At 63.1% G+C, this 13,679-nt stretch carries 15 protein-coding genes; 12 read left to right on the top strand and 3 right to left on the bottom strand.

From position 1 onward, the window contains the following. Positions 1-5: 5 nt before the first annotated feature. The 8 genes from ccoS to ACNQFN_RS16355 all read left to right on the top strand — a co-directional run bounded on the left by ccoS (position 6) and on the right by ACNQFN_RS16355 (position 6,222). The gene (gene ccoS / locus ACNQFN_RS16390; RefSeq protein ID WP_418647009.1) at positions 6-218 is read left to right on the top strand and encodes a cbb3-type cytochrome oxidase assembly protein CcoS; all 213 of its coding nucleotides are present in this window, start codon (positions 6-8) and stop codon (positions 216-218) included. A gap of 373 nt (positions 219-591) precedes the next feature. Continuing rightward, the gene (ccoN, locus tag ACNQFN_RS16385) at positions 592-2,022 is read left to right on the top strand and encodes a cytochrome-c oxidase, cbb3-type subunit I (protein ID WP_068636174.1); all 1,431 of its coding nucleotides are present in this window, start codon (positions 592-594) and stop codon (positions 2,020-2,022) included. A gap of 16 nt (positions 2,023-2,038) precedes the next feature. Beyond that, a complete protein-coding gene (gene ccoO, locus ACNQFN_RS16380; RefSeq protein ID WP_068636175.1) occupies positions 2,039-2,674 on the top strand; it encodes a cytochrome-c oxidase, cbb3-type subunit II in 636 nt (211 codons plus the stop codon). Positions 2,675-2,689: 15 nt separating this feature from the next. Continuing rightward, positions 2,690-2,878 (top strand): CcoQ/FixQ family Cbb3-type cytochrome c oxidase assembly chaperone, encoded by a 189-nt coding sequence (locus tag ACNQFN_RS16375; RefSeq protein ID WP_068636176.1) that lies wholly within the window; start codon positions 2,690-2,692, stop codon positions 2,876-2,878. Then, on the top strand, positions 2,871-3,761 hold the full coding sequence (gene ccoP / locus ACNQFN_RS16370; protein WP_068636177.1) for a cytochrome-c oxidase, cbb3-type subunit III: 891 nt from the start codon (positions 2,871-2,873) through the stop codon (positions 3,759-3,761). The genes ACNQFN_RS16375 and ccoP overlap by 8 nt, the downstream gene beginning before the upstream one ends. A gap of 97 nt (positions 3,762-3,858) precedes the next feature. Then, positions 3,859-5,289: a cytochrome c oxidase accessory protein CcoG gene (gene ccoG / locus ACNQFN_RS16365; RefSeq protein ID WP_068636178.1), complete on the top strand. Its 1,431-nt coding sequence runs from the start codon at positions 3,859-3,861 to the stop codon at positions 5,287-5,289. Beyond that, positions 5,286-5,798 carry a FixH family protein gene (locus ACNQFN_RS16360; RefSeq protein WP_068636179.1) on the top strand — a complete coding sequence of 171 codons (513 nt, stop codon included), beginning with the start codon at positions 5,286-5,288 and terminating at the stop codon, positions 5,796-5,798. Before ccoG ends, ACNQFN_RS16360 begins: the two co-directional genes overlap by 4 nt. A 187-nt stretch (positions 5,799-5,985) precedes the next feature. Beyond that, entirely contained in the window at positions 5,986-6,222 is a 237-nt protein-coding gene (locus tag ACNQFN_RS16355) for a hypothetical protein (protein WP_068636180.1), read from the top strand. A gap of 82 nt (positions 6,223-6,304) precedes the next feature. Here the strand turns inward: ACNQFN_RS16355 and ACNQFN_RS16350 are convergent, their stop codons facing one another. Continuing rightward, positions 6,305-6,748, bottom strand: a complete 444-nt coding sequence (locus tag ACNQFN_RS16350; RefSeq protein WP_068636181.1) for a universal stress protein — start codon at positions 6,746-6,748, stop codon at positions 6,305-6,307. Positions 6,749-6,873: 125 nt separating this feature from the next. Between ACNQFN_RS16350 and ACNQFN_RS16345 the strand changes: the two genes are divergently transcribed. Together ACNQFN_RS16345 and ACNQFN_RS16340 are read left to right on the top strand one after the other, a co-directional pair. Beyond that, complete coding sequence (locus tag ACNQFN_RS16345; RefSeq protein ID WP_068636182.1) at positions 6,874-8,283, top strand: MBL fold metallo-hydrolase RNA specificity domain-containing protein; 1,410 nt, start codon at positions 6,874-6,876, stop codon at positions 8,281-8,283. A 133-nt stretch (positions 8,284-8,416) separates the two neighbouring features. Then, positions 8,417-10,093 carry a PHA/PHB synthase family protein gene (locus ACNQFN_RS16340; protein WP_418648927.1) on the top strand — a complete coding sequence of 559 codons (1,677 nt, stop codon included), beginning with the start codon at positions 8,417-8,419 and terminating at the stop codon, positions 10,091-10,093. A gap of 9 nt (positions 10,094-10,102) precedes the next feature. Here ACNQFN_RS16340 and ACNQFN_RS16335 read toward each other — a convergent pair whose 3' ends face one another. Continuing rightward, entirely contained in the window at positions 10,103-10,786 is a 684-nt protein-coding gene (locus ACNQFN_RS16335; protein WP_068636184.1) for a Crp/Fnr family transcriptional regulator, read from the bottom strand. Between the two features lie 102 nt (positions 10,787-10,888). Here ACNQFN_RS16335 and ACNQFN_RS16330 point away from each other — a divergent pair, with 102 nt between their 5' ends. Further along, positions 10,889-11,278, top strand: coding sequence for a SirB2 family protein (locus tag ACNQFN_RS16330; RefSeq protein WP_068636185.1), 390 nt, complete (start codon positions 10,889-10,891; stop codon positions 11,276-11,278). A 59-nt stretch (positions 11,279-11,337) separates the two neighbouring features. On the opposite strand, the gene fnr is transcribed toward ACNQFN_RS16330, so the two are convergent. Beyond that, a complete protein-coding gene (gene fnr, locus ACNQFN_RS16325; RefSeq protein ID WP_068636186.1) occupies positions 11,338-12,084 on the bottom strand; it encodes a fumarate/nitrate reduction transcriptional regulator Fnr in 747 nt (248 codons plus the stop codon). Positions 12,085-12,230: 146 nt separating this feature from the next. On the opposite strand from fnr, the gene hemN reads away from it, so the two are divergent. Further along, positions 12,231-13,622 carry an oxygen-independent coproporphyrinogen III oxidase gene (hemN, locus tag ACNQFN_RS16320; protein WP_068636187.1) on the top strand — a complete coding sequence of 464 codons (1,392 nt, stop codon included), beginning with the start codon at positions 12,231-12,233 and terminating at the stop codon, positions 13,620-13,622. Positions 13,623-13,679: the final 57 nt, after the last annotated feature.

The raw sequence follows: 13,679 nt of genomic DNA, 5'->3' as shown, positions 1-13,679 counted from the left end.
CCGACATGGAAGCAAGCCTGTATCTCCTCATCCCGCTCTCCGTGGTGCTGGTGTTCGTCATCGGAGGATTGTTCTGGTGGTCCCTGCGCAACGGCCAGTACGATGACCTGGAGGGCCCGGCCTATCGCCTGCTGCTCGACGATCGCGATGAACTTCCCCAGGGCGACGAGGCTCCGGAGCGCAAGGATGGGGAAGCGGCGAAGGAGCGGGAGCCCTGAAGGAAATGCCTGCGGGTTGACCTATGTCAACTTGGCTTTTGCCCGTTGCGGCACACTTCGTCTCAAGGGTTTCAAGCGACTGCGCGGCAGCGGTCCGAAACAGGATTTTTTGTCTCTCTGTTGGGGTTGGGGGTGCGTTGATTCGCACCCTTTTTTTTCGCCTGCGAATCTTGCCTCCACCTGCAGAACGGTGTCTGCAGCCAGCGTGAATACGCCGCTCGGCTTCCTCCTGCTGACACACTGCAATACAATGTTGATCTGTATCAAATTGAGGTCTCGATCCCTGCGTATCCTTCGTCCCGGCATTTGGGGCGTGCGCATCCGGTCGGGTGGCGTGGCTCAAGAAAGGGTTTTCAACTAAGAGGTGACTCACATGCAATCGCAAGCGACTTATAACTATAAAGTCGTGCGTCAGTTCGCCATCATGACGGTGGTGTGGGGCATCGTGGGCATGCTGGTCGGCGTCATCGCCGCGGCACAGCTCGTGTGGCCTGAACTGAACGTTCACGAATTCCTGCATTTCGGCAGGCTCCGTCCGCTTCATACCAATGGCGTGATCTTCGCATTCGGCGGTTGCGCGCTGTTCGCCACGTCCTATTACGTGGTGCAGCGAACCTGTCATACCCGGCTGTTCGCGCCGGGCCTGGCCGCCTTCACCTTCTGGGGCTGGCAACTGGTCATCCTGCTGGCCGTGATCACCCTGCCGCTCGGCTACACCAGCTCGAAGGAATATGCCGAACTCGAGTGGCCGATCGACATCCTGATCGCGATCGTCTGGGTGTCCTACGCAATCGTGTTCTTCGGCACCATCGCCAAGCGCAAGGTCTCGCACATCTACGTCGCGAACTGGTTCTTCGGCGGCTTCATCCTCACCGTCGCGCTGTTGCACATCGTCAATAGCGCCGCGATTCCCATCTCGATGACCAGCATGAAGTCCTACTCCGCCTATGCCGGCGTGCAGGACGCGATGGTCCAGTGGTGGTACGGCCACAATGCGGTGGGCTTCTTCCTGACCGCGGGCTTCCTGGGCATGATGTACTACTTCGTGCCGAAGCAGGCCGACCGTCCGGTGTATTCCTACCGCCTGTCCGTGGTGCACTTCTGGGCGCTGATCTTCACCTACATGTGGGCCGGCCCGCACCATCTGCACTACACCGCGCTGCCCGACTGGACCCAGTCCGTCGGCATGGTGTTCTCGCTGATCCTGCTGGCACCGTCCTGGGGCGGCATGATCAACGGCGTCATGACTCTGTCGGGCGCCTGGCACAAGCTGCGTACCGATCCGATCCTGAAGTTCCTGATCACCGCGCTGTCGTTCTACGGCATGTCGACCTTCGAAGGCCCGATGATGTCGATCAAGACCGTGAATGCGCTGTCGCACTACACCGACTGGACCGTCGGCCACGTGCACTCGGGCGCGCTGGGCTGGGTGGCGATGATCTCGATCGGCTCGATCTACTTCCTGCTGCCGCGCATGTACGGCAAGACCGAGATGTACAGCGTCAAGCTGATCAACGCGCACTTCTGGATCGCCACCATCGGCATCGTGCTCTACATCGCTTCGATGTGGATCTCGGGCGTGATGCAGGGGCTGATGTGGCGTGCCACCAACGCCGACGGCACGCTGACTTATTCCTTCGTCGAGAGCGTCAAGGCCAGCTATCCGTTCTGGACCATCCGCTTCATCGGCGGTGTGCTGTTCCTCGCCGGTATGCTGATCATGTTCTACAACATGGTGAAGACCATCGCCGGCCAGAAGGCCTATGAAGCGCCGGTGCTCGCACCCGCGGCTGCTCACGCCTGATCGGAGAACGACAAACATGGCTCAATCGAAACACGAAAAAATCGAGCGCAACGTATTCCTGATGATCGTCCTGTCGCTGATGACCGTCAGCGTGGGCGGTCTGGTGGAAATCGTGCCGCTGTTCTTCCAGCACTCGACGACGACGGCAATCGACCAGAAGGGCAATGCGCTCGACGTCAAGCCCTACGACCCGGTGCGCCTGGTCGGCCGCGACATCTACATCCGCGAAGGCTGCTACAACTGCCACTCGCAGATGATTCGTCCGTTCCGCGCCGAAACCGAGCGCTATGGCCATTATTCGGTGGCGGGCGAGTTCATCTACGACCATCCGTTCCAGTGGGGCTCCAAGCGTACCGGTCCCGATCTGGCGCGTGTCGGCGGCCGCTATTCCGACGAATGGCAGCGGGCGCACCTGCTCAACCCGCGCGACGTGGTGCCCGAATCGAACATGCCTGCGTTCCCCTGGCTCGATCGTCCGGTCAAGGCCGACGACATCCAGCTGAAGATGCGTGCGCTCAACAAGGTGGGCCTGCACAAGTACAGCGAGGAAGAGATCGCCGCCGCGCCCGCCGCCCTCGAGGGCAAGACCGAACTGGACGCCATCATTGCGTACCTGCAGGGTCTGGGCACTGCGATTTCGGACTTTAAGTAAGGGTCGAGGCGCGCCGTGGATATCAATGACCTCAGAAGCCTGTTCACTGTTCTGGGCTTGCTATGCTTCCTGGGCATCGTCGTCTGGGCATACAGCAAGCACGCCAAGAAGGGATTCGACGAGGCGGCGCGCCTGCCCCTGAGCGATGATGACCTGCCGGCCTCCGATCGCCGGCAAGACCAAGAGGGAAAAGCAAATGGCTGACTTTATCAGCGGTTTCTGGAACATGTATGTGATGGTCCTGGTGGCCCTCTCCATCCTGTTCTGCGTGTTCGTGCTGGCGTCGAACATGACCAAGCGCGAAAAGGGGCCGGTCGAACTGCACGGCCACGTGTGGGACGAGACGATCGCCGAATACAACAATCCGCTGCCGCGCTGGTGGATGTATCTGTTCTGGCTCACGATCATCTTTGCCGTCACGTATCTGGCGATCTATCCGGGCTTCGGCGACGTGAACCAGCACCGCGGCCAGTGGGCGCAGTACGACGCCGAAATGGCCAAGGCCGAGGAGCGCTACGGCCCGATCTTCGCCAAGTACCGCGAGATGGACGTGATGGCCGTGGCTGCCGATCCGGAAGCGAACGCGATGGGCAAGCGCCTGTTCCTGACTTACTGTGCGCAGTGCCATGGTTCAGCTGCACAGGGCAACAAGGGCTTCCCCAACCTGACCGACGACGAATGGCAGTGGGGCGGTGATCCCGAGGCGATCAAGGCCACCATCACCGGTGGGCGCATGGGGATCATGACGCCCTTCGGCCCGATCCTGGGCGGGGAAGGTGTCAAGGACGTTGCCAACTACGTCCGTTCGCTGTCGGGCCTGGCGCACGACTCGCTGCGCGCCCAGCGCGGCAAGGAGGCCTTCGACACCAATTGCGTGGCCTGCCACGGCGCCGATGGCACCGGCAACCCGATGCTCGGCGCGCCCAACCTGGCCAACAAGGCCTGGCTGTACGGTTCGTCCGAAGCGACCATCGTCGAGACCATCACCCATGGCCGCACCAACCAGATGCCGGCCTTCGGCGAGTTCCTCGGCGAGGACAAGGTCCACCTGCTGACGGCCTACGTGCTGAGCCTGAGCAAGCAGTAACAGTCGGTACGGTAAAAGCAGTTCCATCCCCGGGAGGAGGGGGTCCTCCCGGGGTTACCCATAAAACAAGAACAAGAATTCATCGGTCAGAGGCACCATGAGCAGCCCATCCCCACAGCCGAACAAATCGGCCAAGCAGAATTCTTCCCAATCGAGCGACTCGCTCTACGAATCACGCCGCAAGCTTTACGTGCGCGCCGTCACCGGCCTGTTCGCCAACTGGCGCTGGGCCTTGGTGTGGATCACGCAGATCGTTTTCTACGGATTGCCGTGGCTGACCTGGAACGATCGTCAGGCAGTCCTGTTCCATCTCACCGAGCGCAAGTTCTACATCTTCAACTGGGTGTTCTGGCCGCAGGACGTGCTCTTCCTCGCCCTGCTGCTGATCATCTCCGCCTACGCGCTGTTCTTCTTCACTGCAATCGCTGGCCGCCTGTGGTGCGGCTACGCTTGTCCGCAGACGGTGTATACCGAGATCTTCATGTGGTTCGAGCAGAAGATCGAAGGCGACCACAGCAAGCAGCAGAAGCTCGACAAGATGCCGATGAACGGCGAGAAGGCGCTCAAGCGGACGGCCAAGTATTTCGTCTGGGGGCTGTTCTCGCTATGGACCGGGTTCACTTTCGTGGCCTATTTCTCGCCGCTGAAGGAATTGCTGGCCGCCGTGCCGGGCTTCACCTTCGGGCCATGGGAAGCATTCTGGATCCTGTTCTATGCGGGCTTCACCTATCTGTTCGCAGGTGTGATGCGCGAGCAGGTGTGCAAGTACATGTGCCCCTACGCCCGCTTCCAGGCGGTGATGTTCGACCCCGACACCCTGGTCGTCACCTATGACGAAGGGCGTGGCGAACCGCGCGGCTCGCGCCGGAAGGGGGTCGATCCCAAGACGGTGGGCAGGGGAGACTGTATCGATTGCAGCATCTGCGTCCAGGTCTGTCCGACCGGAATCGACATCCGGCAGGGCCTGCAGTACGAGTGCATCGGCTGTGGGGCCTGTATCGACGCCTGTGACCAGGTGATGGACAAGATGCAGTACCCGCGCGGCCTCATCCGCTATTCGACCGATAACGCGGTGAAGAAAGGCTGGGGGCGCAAGGAGATACTCGGGCACGTCCTCCGTCCCCGTACATTGATCTATGGCTTCGTGCTTGCGGTAATGTGCGTCGGATTCGTGCTGCTGCTCGCGAACCGCGAGCCGCTGCGGGTCGACGTGATTCGCGACCGCTCCTCGCTCGGGCGCGAGATCGAAGGCGGCATGATCGAAAACGTGTATAACCTGCATGTGATCAACATGTCCGAAGCGTCGCGCAGCTTCCGCATCGATGTCGTGGGCATTCCCGGGGCCAGGATCGGCAGCGCGCAAAGCGTCGAGGTCGGCCCGGCAGCAACGCATTCGCTGACGACCCAGGTCCTCGTGCCTTACGATCAGGGCCAGCCCGGAGCGAACACGATTGCCTTCCAGATCACCGCGGAAGATGATTCCGGCCTGAGCATCACAGAAGAAACGACTTTCCTCATTCCAAGATGAATACGACCTTGACAGAGAAGACGCCGCCGCCGTGGTACAAGCAGGGTTGGCCCTGGTTCCTGATCAGCTTCCCGGCGATTGCAGTCGTCGCCGGGATCGCGACCCTGGTGATCGCCATCAATACCTTCGATGGCATGGTGGTCGATGATTACTACAAGGAAGGGCGTGCCATCGTGCAAACGATGGAGCGTGCCGAGCATGCGAAGGAGCTCGGCCTGAGGGCGCACCTCGTCGTGCGCAGCGACTCGATCCGGATCGAACTCGATGCGCTCGATACGTCGAACTTGCCCGAGCGCCTTCTCCTCACCGTTTCGCATCCCACGCGTGGCGGCATGGACCAGGAAATTCTGCTCGAAGGTGCCGGCGGCGTTTACCAGGCTGCACTGGCGCCCCTGAGCACCGGGCGCTGGCTGTTCCTGCTGGAGGACGAGGCTCGCAGCTGGCGTATGAGCGGGGATACTTACATTCCGACGGAGACGGAAATCTGGATCGATCCAGCAGCTGCTTGAGCCGTTTACCGGCTATATTGAAAGGACACCCCGACTGCGGCCTGGCAGTGTGCCGGCCTGCCCAGCCTGTCCATGCTCGCCTTCCCCATCGGCAGGGCGAACGGTCTGCTTCCGGCGCGGAAGCCGAATGGCCGGAACGGACTGCTGAGAGCAATGTCATGATTCTCCCGTGCGAAGGAGAGATGCGATGCTGAAATGGATACAGGTGCTGTGGCCGTCATTCCTGGTGGCGGCGATGGCAGAGGCGGTCTTCTTTACCGTGATCGATCCGCAACAGCTCTACCTGTTCGGGCAGCCGGTCGACTATGGCGAACTGGCGACCTATTCGATCGGCTTTCTCGGCTTCTGGCTGGTATGCGCGGCCTCCAGCCTGTGCACGATCTTTTTGCAACGCAGTGCCAGTGAGCTGAATCGGCGGAATTGACGTCCCGCTGCCAGGCCCGGAAATGCAGAACGGCCCTCACGGGCCGTTCTGCATTTCCGGGGGAGTTGTCGAAGCTCGCCGTTCAGCGATAGACGAGGACCGGGATCTTGCTGTGCGTCAGCACTTTCTGGGTTTCGCTACCGAGCAGCAGGCCGGCGATGCCGCGGCGGCCGTGCGAAGCCATGAAGATGAGATCGCAGCCATGGCGGTCGGCGGCATCGATCACTGCCTCGTAAGGTATTTCGTTGACGACCGTATCGGTCGCCGCCACGACGCCTGCGCTGTCGGCAACGGCTTTTGCCTTGTCGAGGATGGATTGTGCTTCCGCTGCCGCGGATTTTGCGAACTGTTCCGGCGTGGTGGGGTCGATCAAGGCGCCTTCGCCGTAGATCGGCATCGGAAAATCGGGCTGGGCGTAGAAGAATGTGACGCGCGCCCCGGCTTCACTGGCGAAGGTCACTGCACGGGAAACCGTGCTTTCCGACAGTGCGGAACCATCGGTGGGAACGAGGATGTGCTTGAACATGGCGTATCTCTCCTGTCGGTTGGGTGCAATTCGATTATAGCTGGCTGTGCCGCGGCATCGGGTTTGACGAGCGTCAAACGGTCTGCCGTTCGAGGGGTGCATCGTGCATGGCAAGGGGATAGACGATGAAACTGAGCTTCATGGGTGCAGCCGGCGAGGTGACGGGATCGTGTCTGCGGGTTGACCACGAGCGCGGGAGCTTTCTCGTGGACTGCGGCCTGTTCCAGGGGGGACGGACGGCGGAGGGGCGAAATCGCCGTGCGCTCGATTTCGACCTCCGGCAGATCGACTTCGTGCTGTTGACGCATGCCCATCTCGATCACAGCGGCCTCGTACCACGCCTCGTCGCACTCGGCTACAAGGGGCCGGTTCTGGCCACGCCCGCGACGGTGGACCTGCTCGGCATCATGCTGATGGATTCCGCGCACATCCAGGAAAAGGAAGCCGAGTGGGCCCTGCGCAATGCGCACAATCGCCGTGCCCGCCGCCGTGCGGAGATGACGCCGCTCTACACCGTCGAGCAGGCCCGCAGCAGCCTCGCCCGCTTGCGGCCCGTCGCCTACGAGACGGATTTCCGTCCGGGGCCGGGAGTGCGTTGCCGCTTTCGCGAGGCGGGGCACATCCTGGGTTCGGCGATCATCGAGATCGATGTCGGTGAAGGCACGGCAGTGAAGCGCCTGGTGGCGTCGGGCGATCTCGGCCAGCCGATGCGCCCGGTGGTGCGCGATCCGGTGCCTGTCGAGCGTGCGGATGTGCTGTGCGTGGAATCGACCTACGGCAACCGCGCCCACCGGCCGCTCGCGGCCACTTGCGACGAACTGGTCGATGCGATACAGCAGACGGTACACGGGCGTGGCGGCAATGTCGTCATTCCGGCATTCGCCGTCGGACGGACGCAGGAGATCTTGTTCGTGCTGGCCGATCTGGTGCGCGCAGGCCGCCTCGGGCCGCTGAAGGTCGTCGTCGACTCGCCGATGGCCTCGGCGGTCACGGCGCTGACCCTGGACCACCACGAACTCTGGGACGAGGAGACGCAGGCGCTCTATGCCTGGTGGCAGTCCAGCCAGGGACGTTTCGACGTCCGTTTCGTGCAGGACGTCGAAGAGTCGATGGCGCTGAACGAAGTCCGCGGTGGCCTGGTGATCATCTCCGCCAGCGGCATGTGTGACGCGGGGCGGATCCGGCATCATCTGCGCCACAACCTCGGCCGCAGCGAATGTGCGGTCGTCATCGCCGGCTTCCAGGCCGCGGGCACGCTGGGCCGCCGGCTGGTGGATGGGGCGCAGCAGGTCACGCTGTTCGGTGAGCGGGTTCCGGTGCGCGCACGCATCCACACCATTGGCGGTTTGTCGGCGCATGCCGATCAGCCGGCACTGCTCGATTGGCTGGGGCGCTTCAGGCAGGCGCCGCAGCATACCTTCGTCGTGCATGGGGAGCCGCTCGGCGCGCTGGCGCTGGCCGATGCCATCCGCGACCGGCTGGGATGGCGGCATGTGCTGATGCCCGAACCCGGGCGGCCTTACTTCATCCAGTGAACAGAATGGGAGATCGAACATGAACCAGAAGATCGGGGGGGCGGCGAAGAGGCAGGCGCGGGGAGGAAACGGAGCGGGTCGGGCCCGCTCTGCCGCGCCCCGGCCGCCGGAGTTCTACAAGACCCTGCACCGCATGAACGAAGGCCTCGCCGAGGCGGCCGATCCGCTGGGCCTGGCGGCGCCCATCGTCCATGCACAGCTCGCCTGGCTGGCCCACCCCCAGGAGCTTGCCGAGCGTGCCATGCGGCTGTCGTCCGACCTGTGGCGCCTGCAGTGGCATACCTGGAATCGCGCAGCCGGCTTGCCCAGTACCGATCCGATCGAACCGCATCAGGGCGACACGCGGTTTGCCGATCCGGTGTGGACTGAGTCCCCGACCTGGGATCTGATCAAGGAGTGGTATCTCGCCTTCACCCATCACACCCAGGACATGCTCTACGAGACGCCGGCCCTGTCGAGCAAGGAGCGGCGGCGGGCGGCGTTCTGGTGGCGCAACTGGCTCAATGCCGTGGCGCCGACGAACTTCCTGCTGACCAATCCGGTGGCTTTGCGCAAGGCGGTGGAAAGCGGCGGCGCCAGCCTCATGCGCGGCTTCGAGAATTTCTTCGCCGACCTGAAGGCGGGCGACATCAGGATGACCGATCCCGATGATTTCAAGGTCGGTGAGAACCTCGCCGTCACGCCGGGTGCGGTGATCTTTCGCAACCGCCTGCTCGAAATCATCCACTACGCCCCCAGCCAGCCGCGTATCCATGCCGAGCCGGTGGTCATCGTCACGCCCTGGATCAACAAGTTCTACGTGCTCGACCTGACGCCGAAGCGGAGCATGATCCGCTTCCTGCTCGACCAGGGGCTGGACGTCTTCATCACGAGCTGGAAGAACCCGGACGCTTCGATGCACGAGCTCACGTTCGACGACTACCTGCTCGAAGGTGTCGATACCATCGTGCGTGTCGCACGCGAGTTCACCGCTGCCCGGCAGGTCCACGCGGTGGGCTACTGCATCGGCGGCACGGCGCTGGCGATGTACATGGCCTGGGCCAACCGCCGCCATGGCGAGGATGCGGTGCCGGTCGCCGACTGGACGCTGTTCACCACCCTGGTGGACTTCCACAAGCCGGGCGACATCGAAGTCTTCATCGACAAGAGCAGCATCGACTACCTGGACAACAAGATGGCGCAGAAGGGCTATCTGGATGGGGCCGAGATGGCGGCTTCCTTCCGCCTGCTGCGCTCGAACAGCCTGATCTGGCAGTACGTGGTCAATGGCTGGCTGTATGGCGAGACGCCACCGCCTTTCGACGTGCTGTACTGGAACATGGATTCCACGCGCATGCCGTATGCGATGCATGCCTGGTATCTGCGCGAGCTCTACCTGCACAACCGGCTGATCCAGCCCAACGCCCTCGAAGTCGCCGGCGAAAAGCTCGACCTGTCGCTGATCCGCCAGCCCATGTACGCAGTCGCGGCCGAGGATGACCACATCGCGCCCTGGCGCCAGACCTTCGCCATCAACAACCACGTGGTCGGCAGCCGGCGCTACGTGCTGTCGAGCTCGGGGCACATCCTCGGCATCCTGAATCCGATCGTTCATCCGCCGAAGCGGCGCTATTGGGTCGCGGATGCACGCCGTTCCGATACCGCCGATAGCTGGCACCAACGTGCCGAGCAGCACCAGGGCAGCTGGTGGGAGGACTGGATGCGCTGGCTCAAGCCGCGCGTCGGCCCGGAGGTCGAGGCGCGGCCGGTCGCGAACGACAGCTTCCCGGCGTTGTGCCCGGCACCGGGAAGCTACGTGCTGGAGTCCTGAGCCGCGTGCTCAGACCTGGTGGCGTGCCAGGCGGGCAGGATCGTGCAGCGTGATGTGCTTGCCGTGCACGCTGATCAGGCCGGACTCGCTGAGATCGTGGAAGATTCGCGACAGGGTTTCGGGCGTCAGGTTCAGGCGCGAGGCGATCACCTGCTTGCTGGTGGGCAGGTCGATCTCGCAGGGCGAGTCGCTGTCGGCGACCTGCAGCAGATAGCCGATCACGCGCTGGATGCTCGAGCGCAGCGAGTAGGTCTCGACGTCCTGGATCAGGCCGTGCAGGCGGATCGACATGCCGGCGAGCAGCTTGTGGGCGAAGGAGGGGTCCTGGTCGATCAGTTCGCTGACCACGGCCTGGCCGACGTGGATCAGCGCCGTTTCCGTCAGCGCCTCGGCGAACACCGGGTAGGGCTTGTTCATGAACATCACCGCTTCGCCGAAACTCTGCATCGGGCCGATGATCTCGACGACCTTTTCCGTGCCCTGCGGCGAGGAGAAGGCGAGCTTGACCTGGCCCGAGACGACGAAGTAAAAGCCATGCGGCTGGTCGCCGCGCTGGAACAGGACTTCGCCGCGGGCGATGTGGCGGTCGCGGGTGTAGCGGGCGATGCGCTCGATGTCGGCTGCGGACAGTTCGCTGAAAAGCGGAATGCGCTTGAGCAGCGCGGGGATGTCTATTGGTGGGGTGCTGGCCATGTGCGGGCGCTCCTGATGGGAAGCCGTCTCGTTTGTCGGCCTCCATTCTAATTGAGGGCAGGGGCTGCGGCGGCCGTGCTGCCCCTGGAAAAAAGGAAGAACATGTATTTCGCCATCAAGCATCTTCACGTCACCTGCGTGGCGCTCAGCATCCTGGGCTTCCTGCTGCGAGGCTACTGGATGATCAGCGGTAGCCCCTTGCTGAAGAGCCTGCCGGCGCGGGTGCTGCCCCACGTCGTCGATAGCGTCCTGCTGATCACGGCGATCGTGCTGGCGGTGATGATCCAGCAGTATCCGTTCCAGGCTGATTGGGTGACGGCCAAGGTCATCGGGCTGGTCGCCTACGTCGCGCTCGGCACCGTCGCCCTCAAGCGCGGCAAGACGCGCTCGCAGCGGCTGTTCGCGTTTGCCGCCGCGCTCGCGGTGTATGCGTGGATCGTGTCGGTGGCGCTGAGCAAGAACGCTGCGGGCTATCTGGCTGCCGTCGTCTGACGGGACGGTCGAGGCAGCGAGACGGGAAGGGGGCAAAGGCAGGCCGGAAGCAGGCGCTCTCAGCGCCCGCAGCCGGCCGTCTGATGCTGGACCAGCTTGCGCAGCCTGGTCGTGTCGAGCAGGCGGATGTGCTTCTGCTGCACGGCGATCAGGCCTTCTTCCTGGAAGCGGGAAAAGGCGCGCGACACGGTCTCGAGCTTGAGGCCGAGATAGGAGCCGATTTCCTCGCGCGTCATGCGCAGGTGGAATTCGGCCGCCGAGAAACCGCGTGCGGTGAAGCGCTGCGACATGTTGAGCAGGAAGGCCGCCAGCCGCTCCTCGGCGCGCATCGAGCCGAGCAGCATCATCACGCCGTGGTCGCGCACGATCTCGCGGCTCATGACCTTGTGGAACTGATGCTGCAGGCCTTCGACCTCGTGCGACAGCTGCTCGAGCTTGGCGTAGGGGATCACGCACACTTCGCTGTCTTCCAGCGCCACCGCGTTGCAGCTGTGGCTTTCGGTGCTGATGCCGTCCAGGCCGAGGATTTCGCCCGTCATCTGGAAGCCGGTCACCTGGTCGCGGCCGTCCTCGAGCAGCACGTCGGTCTTGAACGAGCCGGCGCGAATGGCGTAGATTGCCTCGAAAGGATCGCCCGCACGGTACAGGCTCTGCTGGCGCTTGACCTTGCGGCGCCCGCCGACCAGTTCGTCGAGCTGGTGCAATTCGCTGTCGGACATGCCGAAGGGCAGACACAGCTCCACGAGATTGCATTGCGAACAGGCGGTCTTCAACCCGTTCATGGTCACTGGCACGCTTGCCCTCATCTGCACGATAATTCCGTTCCCTTCAGACACTGTCCCGGGCGCCCTCACCAGTCCATCGACCCCGGGCTGTTCCTGCCCGTTGATCCACGTCAACCAAAATATTGTGGTGTTCTGCCATTGTTCGGCACACACTCAAGCTTCAGATCATGACCGACCAGAACGAACTCATCTTCGATCCGCAGCTCATCCGCCGATTCGACATCAACGGTCCGCGGTACACGTCCTATCCCACTGCGGATCGCTTCGTCGAGGCATTCAACGCTGATGCCCTCAAGGATTGGCTTGCCAAGCGAGCCATCGGCGGCGTCAGCAAACCTCTCTCATTATACTTCCACATCCCGTTCTGTAACACGATCTGCTACTACTGCGCCTGCAACAAGATCATCACCAAGGATCACGGGCGCTCGGCCAAGTACCTGAAATACCTGGCCAAGGAGATCGAGATGCAGGCCGCCTGTCTGGAGGGCGGCCACCAGGTGACGCAACTGCACCTGGGCGGCGGCACGCCCACCTTCCTGTCGCACGACGAAATGCGGCAGCTGATGGCTTCGGTGCGCGAGCATTTCACGCTGGTGCCGAATGGCGAATATTCCATCGAGGTCGACCCGCGCAAGGTGGATTTCGACACCGTCGCGCTGCTGGCCGAACTCGGCTTCAACCGCATGAGCGTCGGCGTGCAGGACTTCGCCGAAGACGTCCAGCGGGCAGTCAACCGCATCCAGAGCTTCGAGGAAACCAAGCTCGTCATCGATGCCGCGCGCGCCAACGGCTTCAAGTCGGTGAGCATGGACCTGATCTACGGCCTGCCCAGGCAGAACGTCATCAGCTTCAACCGCACGCTCGAACAGGTGCTGGAGATCTCGCCCGACCGCGTCTCGCTCTACAGCTATGCGCACCTGCCGGGCCTGTTCAAGCCGCAGCGCCGCATCTCGCAGGACGACATGCCCACCGCCGACACCAAGCTGCAGTTGCTGCAGCTCGGCATCCGCCGCCTGACCGAAGCGGGCTACGTCTATATCGGCATGGACCACTTCGCCAAGCCCGACGACGAACTGACCGTCGCCCAGCGCCAGGGCCGGCTGCACCGCAACTTCCAGGGCTACTCGACCCAGGCCGAATGCGACCTGCTGGCCTTCGGCGTGTCGGCGATCGGCAAGATCGGCCCGGTGTATGCGCAGAACGTCAAGACGCTCGACGACTACTACGATGCCCTCGACCGCGACGAACTGCCGGTGCTGCGCGGCATCGAGCTGAACGCGGACGACCTGCTGCGGCGCTCGATCATCCAGGCGCTGATGTGCCACTTCGAGCTGTCGATGCAGTCGATCGAGATCGCCCACCTGATCGATTTCCGCGAGTATTTCGCCAGCGAGCTCGCCGATCTGCAGGAGATGCAGAAGGCCGGCCTGGTCAGGATCGACGGCGACTGGATCAGCGTCGAGCCAGCCGGCCGCCTGCTGGTGCGCGGCATCGCCATGGTGTTCGACCGCTACCTGCGTGCAGACCGCGAACGCGCGCGCTACTCGCGCGTGATCTGAGCGACGGGCAGGGGGGGCTCTGCCTGACGGGCGAGCCCGCCTGCGGCACCGCGCCGC

The sequence above is a fragment of the Thauera butanivorans genome, assembly GCF_048398245.1.
In the GTDB taxonomy this organism is placed as follows: domain Bacteria; phylum Pseudomonadota; class Gammaproteobacteria; order Burkholderiales; family Rhodocyclaceae; genus Thauera; species Thauera butanivorans.
Note: the sequence above shows the minus strand (reverse complement) of the source record. Positions and strands in the feature narration are given on the sequence as shown.

Excerpts from the sequence above, each read along its gene's own strand:
- ccoS (WP_418647009.1), top strand. The coding sequence starts at position 6 with ATGGAAGCAAGCCTGTATCTCCTCATCCCGCTCTCCGTGGTGCTGGTG.
- ccoN (WP_068636174.1), top strand. The coding sequence starts at position 592 with ATGCAATCGCAAGCGACTTATAACTATAAAGTCGTGCGTCAGTTCGCC.
- ccoO (WP_068636175.1), top strand. The coding sequence starts at position 2,039 with ATGGCTCAATCGAAACACGAAAAAATCGAGCGCAACGTATTCCTGATG.
- ccoP (WP_068636177.1), top strand. The coding sequence starts at position 2,871 with ATGGCTGACTTTATCAGCGGTTTCTGGAACATGTATGTGATGGTCCTG.
- ccoG (WP_068636178.1), top strand. The coding sequence starts at position 3,859 with ATGAGCAGCCCATCCCCACAGCCGAACAAATCGGCCAAGCAGAATTCT.
- ACNQFN_RS16360 (WP_068636179.1), top strand. The coding sequence starts at position 5,286 with ATGAATACGACCTTGACAGAGAAGACGCCGCCGCCGTGGTACAAGCAG.
- ACNQFN_RS16355 (WP_068636180.1), top strand. The coding sequence starts at position 5,986 with ATGCTGAAATGGATACAGGTGCTGTGGCCGTCATTCCTGGTGGCGGCG.
- ACNQFN_RS16350 (WP_068636181.1), bottom strand. The coding sequence starts at position 6,748 with ATGTTCAAGCACATCCTCGTTCCCACCGATGGTTCCGCACTGTCGGAA.
- ACNQFN_RS16345 (WP_068636182.1), top strand. The coding sequence starts at position 6,874 with ATGAAACTGAGCTTCATGGGTGCAGCCGGCGAGGTGACGGGATCGTGT.
- ACNQFN_RS16340 (WP_418648927.1), top strand. The coding sequence starts at position 8,417 with ATGAACGAAGGCCTCGCCGAGGCGGCCGATCCGCTGGGCCTGGCGGCG.
- ACNQFN_RS16335 (WP_068636184.1), bottom strand. The coding sequence starts at position 10,786 with ATGGCCAGCACCCCACCAATAGACATCCCCGCGCTGCTCAAGCGCATT.
- ACNQFN_RS16330 (WP_068636185.1), top strand. The coding sequence starts at position 10,889 with ATGTATTTCGCCATCAAGCATCTTCACGTCACCTGCGTGGCGCTCAGC.
- fnr (WP_068636186.1), bottom strand. The coding sequence starts at position 12,084 with ATGAGGGCAAGCGTGCCAGTGACCATGAACGGGTTGAAGACCGCCTGT.
- hemN (WP_068636187.1), top strand. The coding sequence starts at position 12,231 with ATGACCGACCAGAACGAACTCATCTTCGATCCGCAGCTCATCCGCCGA.